Below are 3,398 nucleotides of genomic sequence, written 5' to 3' on the forward strand. Positions count from 1 at the left end.
ACCTGCCGCCAAGCTTGTTGCCAACGGTGAGTGTTTCTCCATCGTGTCCGACTATCTCGGTACGCCCCAGCAAGCCTACGACAAGGAGGGCAACAAGGTATGGGAGCAGAAACTCGACAGCTTCGGTAGAAAGAGCAGGAAGGACAACAATAATTCCTCCTTCATTCCGTTTAAGTATCAAGGGCAGTACGAGGACGCTGAAACGGGATTGTACTATAATAGGTTTAGGTATTATGACCCGAAGGCGGGGAGTTATATCAGCCAAGACCCGATAGGGTTGGCAGGTGGCAATCCTACGTTGTACGCATACGTGTCGGACGTAAACTATTGGAATGATGTTCTAGGGTTGACTGCCGAAGTATACAAATTAGTGGCAACGAAGGATGGTTATTATGATGTGTATGAATGGGGGAATGATAAGCCCATGGGCAAAACACATTTAAAGAAAGGAGATACTTGGAAAATAGGGGAAACAACGAATTTCAGAACAAAAAAAGATGGTACTGAAATTCAAAATAGATATACTAAGAAATGGCTGAGACAAGAACAATTTAGAATATAAGCGTTTACAGTATTCCCCCAATAAATCGGCAAAAGTTCCATTCCAAATTCTGAGACAAGTCGTATAAAGAAATTTGAAAAACGATTTGGGAAAAAGCCCGCTGGCAACAAATGTTTTCATTAATATTATGGATAGAGTAAGAATTACTTCTGATTCTCCAAACTTTCTGAAAGTTAGTGAGATTAGTAAAGACCTTCGATTGTTTTCTTTAGTGATAGAAACAAAATACGCGCAAATAGATTTTGGCTTTGTATTTTGTTTCAGAGCGTTGTACACCACACGTGGCATCCGGTCAAAAGTCCGGTTTGAGAAGGATTGCAATTATCTTGGTATGGATTTGATAGTCTCCGAAGAAGAATTTAATCCTTATAAGAATAACGTTTCTATGCAACGGCGGATTATGGGTAAACATTTCTTCCCGTTTTTTGCAGAGAACATAAAGAAATACAGAAACAAGTTGCCCGTTCTCAAACCCATTGAAAAAGATTTGGTGGAGGACATGCGCCTATTTCTCATTGAAAACCTTTGGCTACCTGACGATAGTGGCAGTTTTAAGTTGGCGGTTATAGAGAATGTTTCTTACGATCGTGCAATGGCTTTGTTCGGAAAGCCAAGACAAAAAAAGTTCATGGATACTGATAACGGTAAAATACAGGACATATTGTGGGAAGTGGACGAACAGACACAGCTATCAGCCCGATATAGGCTGATAGATAAAGTCTGGACGCTAGAAAGCTACAATATTGCAGAAGGGTAAATCGGGATTTGGAAATAGTTGCCAACGGTGAGTGTTTCTCCATCGTGTCCGACTACCTCGGTACGCCCATGCAGGCCTACGACAAGCAGGGCGACAAGGTGTGGGAACAGGAACTGGACATCTACGGACGACAGCGAAAACGCCCTTCGGCGTTCATTCCTTTCAAGTATCAAGGGCAATATGAGGATGCGGAGACGGGATTGTATTATAATCGGTTCCGTTACTACGACCCAAGTTCGGACAACTACATTAGCCAAGACCCGATAGGGTTGGCAGGTGGCAACCCTACATTGTATGGGTATGCCAAGATACAAATGGTTGGATCGATCCATTGGGGCTTGATGTATTTGCTTTGTTTGAAATTAATGGTAAAATATTTGAAGGAGTAAACCCAACCCAAAGAATTCCAAGAATAGAGAGTCCTATTCCTGAGTTACAACATTTGGGCTACACAAATTCCAATACGTTTAGTATGCATGCAGAAATAGATGCAATGAAACAAGCCAAGGATTTGGGGCTAAGAGGGGGAAAAGCGACTTTGATGGTGGAGGGATTAGATATATGCCCAAGTTGCAGACCCGCTATTATGGATTATGCCAAATCTATGGGTATAAGTGAGTTAGAAATACATGAATTAAATAGTGGTAAAATATATAGATTTGAAGGAGAAGAAATAAATCAAGTAAAAAATGGAGGTAAATCATGGAGAGCTGCAGAAGTGAGCCATTGAAGTTTGTTTGCAATAAAAAAATAGATATCAACCCTAAAGAGTATTGGGAAGAGATCATGCAACTTACATTTTTAAATAATAAATGTGGATATTTATCATTGACACGGCTGAGTTATGATGAAGAGATATATTTTGAATATAACGACCAAATCTATTTCTTGTATTCCAATGTCAATAATATAGGGTTCAGATTAGAAGATTCTGTTTTGACAATTGAAGTAGACAATCCAACAAAGGGAAATCTACCCAATACATTCATAATAAGCATTGCTCAGCCATTTGATAACTTGGATTATATCTTGCAAGTGTTGTTTAAAAAGCCAGCAGGTAATAAATGCTATCATTAAAAATTATGAACAGAGTAAGTATTCAAATTGATTCACCTAGCTATGTAAAGGTTAGTGAAATAGGCAAGGAACTTGTTGCATTTTCATTAACAATAGAAAGGAAATATCCTCAAATAGATTTTGAGTTCGCTTTTTGTTTCAGAGCGTTGTACACCACACGTGGCATCCGGTCAAAAGTCCGGTTTGAGAAGGATTGCAATTATCTTGGTATGGATTTGATAATGTCCGAAGAAGAATTTCATCCATATAAGAAAAATATAGCAATGCAACGGCGAATCATGGGTAAGCATTTCTTCCCGTTTTTTGCAGAGAACATAAAGAAATACAGATATAAGTTGCCCGTTCTCAAACCCATTGAAAAAGATTTGGTGGAGGACATGCGCCTATTTCTCATTGAAAACCTTTGGCTACCTGACGATAGTGGCAGTTTTAAGTTGGCGGTTATAGAGAATGTTTCTTACGATCGTGCAATGGCTTTGTTCGGAAAGCCAAGACAAAAAAAGTTCACGGATACTGATAACGGTAAAATACAGGACATATTGTGGGAAGTGGACGAACAGACACAGCTATCAGCCCAATATAGGCTGATAGATAAAGTCTGGACGCTAGAAAGCTACAATATTGCAGAAGGGTAAATCGGGATTTGGAAATCGTTGACTAACGGGGCGCGCCTTCACGCTGGAGTACGACGAGCGGCACGAACTGGTGCGGCTCACCTTCCCCGACGGGCTGCACCACGATTGGCGGTACGACTGGCAAACCGACAACATGCGAACAAGTTGGGTGCGTGTGATGACACCAGATGGTGGTGGCAGCAAAGACGTAAAAAGCAACCGTGGCTTCGTTTTCATTCCAGAGGTAGGCGACCAAGTCCTCCTCGGTTTCCGTCATGGTGATCCAGCAAGACCATACGTTATGGGTAGCTTGTTTAACGGAGTGACAGGTAGCGGAGGCTTTGCTGCCAATCACAAGAAAAGCCTTACCACCCGAAGCGGTTCAATC

Annotated in this window: 6 protein-coding genes and 1 pseudogene; all 7 read left to right on the forward strand. The window is 41.1% G+C overall.

The window, feature by feature from the left end; genetic code table 11:
* Window positions 1-562 (forward strand): RHS repeat-associated core domain-containing protein (locus tag HMPREF9144_RS09515; protein WP_006045785.1); only part of this gene is annotated, 562 nt, incomplete at its 5' end.
* 127 nt (window positions 563-689) lie between these two features.
* A complete protein-coding gene (locus HMPREF9144_RS09520; protein WP_025000581.1) occupies window positions 690-1,319 on the forward strand; it encodes an Imm44 family immunity protein in 630 nt (209 codons plus the stop codon).
* 68 nt (window positions 1,320-1,387) lie between these two features.
* The gene (locus HMPREF9144_RS13945; protein WP_006045787.1) at window positions 1,388-1,708 is read left to right on the forward strand and encodes an RHS repeat domain-containing protein; all 321 of its coding nucleotides are present in this window, start codon (window positions 1,388-1,390) and stop codon (window positions 1,706-1,708) included.
* On the forward strand, window positions 1,672-2,049 hold the full coding sequence (locus HMPREF9144_RS13835; RefSeq protein WP_006045788.1) for a cytidine deaminase-like fold-containing protein: 378 nt from the start codon (window positions 1,672-1,674) through the stop codon (window positions 2,047-2,049). The genes HMPREF9144_RS13945 and HMPREF9144_RS13835 overlap by 37 nt, the downstream gene beginning before the upstream one ends.
* Window positions 2,022-2,396: a hypothetical protein gene (locus HMPREF9144_RS09535; protein ID WP_040595737.1), complete on the forward strand. Its 375-nt coding sequence runs from the start codon at window positions 2,022-2,024 to the stop codon at window positions 2,394-2,396. The genes HMPREF9144_RS13835 and HMPREF9144_RS09535 overlap by 28 nt, the downstream gene beginning before the upstream one ends.
* Window positions 2,384-3,031 carry an Imm44 family immunity protein gene (locus tag HMPREF9144_RS09540; RefSeq protein ID WP_006045790.1) on the forward strand — a complete coding sequence of 216 codons (648 nt, stop codon included), beginning with the start codon at window positions 2,384-2,386 and terminating at the stop codon, window positions 3,029-3,031. Before HMPREF9144_RS09535 ends, HMPREF9144_RS09540 begins: the two co-directional genes overlap by 13 nt.
* A gap of 109 nt (window positions 3,032-3,140) precedes the next feature.
* A pseudogene (locus HMPREF9144_RS13565) lies at window positions 3,141-3,398 on the forward strand (phage baseplate assembly protein V); the annotation flags it as partial.

This window comes from Prevotella pallens ATCC 700821, assembly GCF_000220255.1.
Lineage (GTDB): Bacteria > Bacteroidota > Bacteroidia > Bacteroidales > Bacteroidaceae > Prevotella > Prevotella pallens.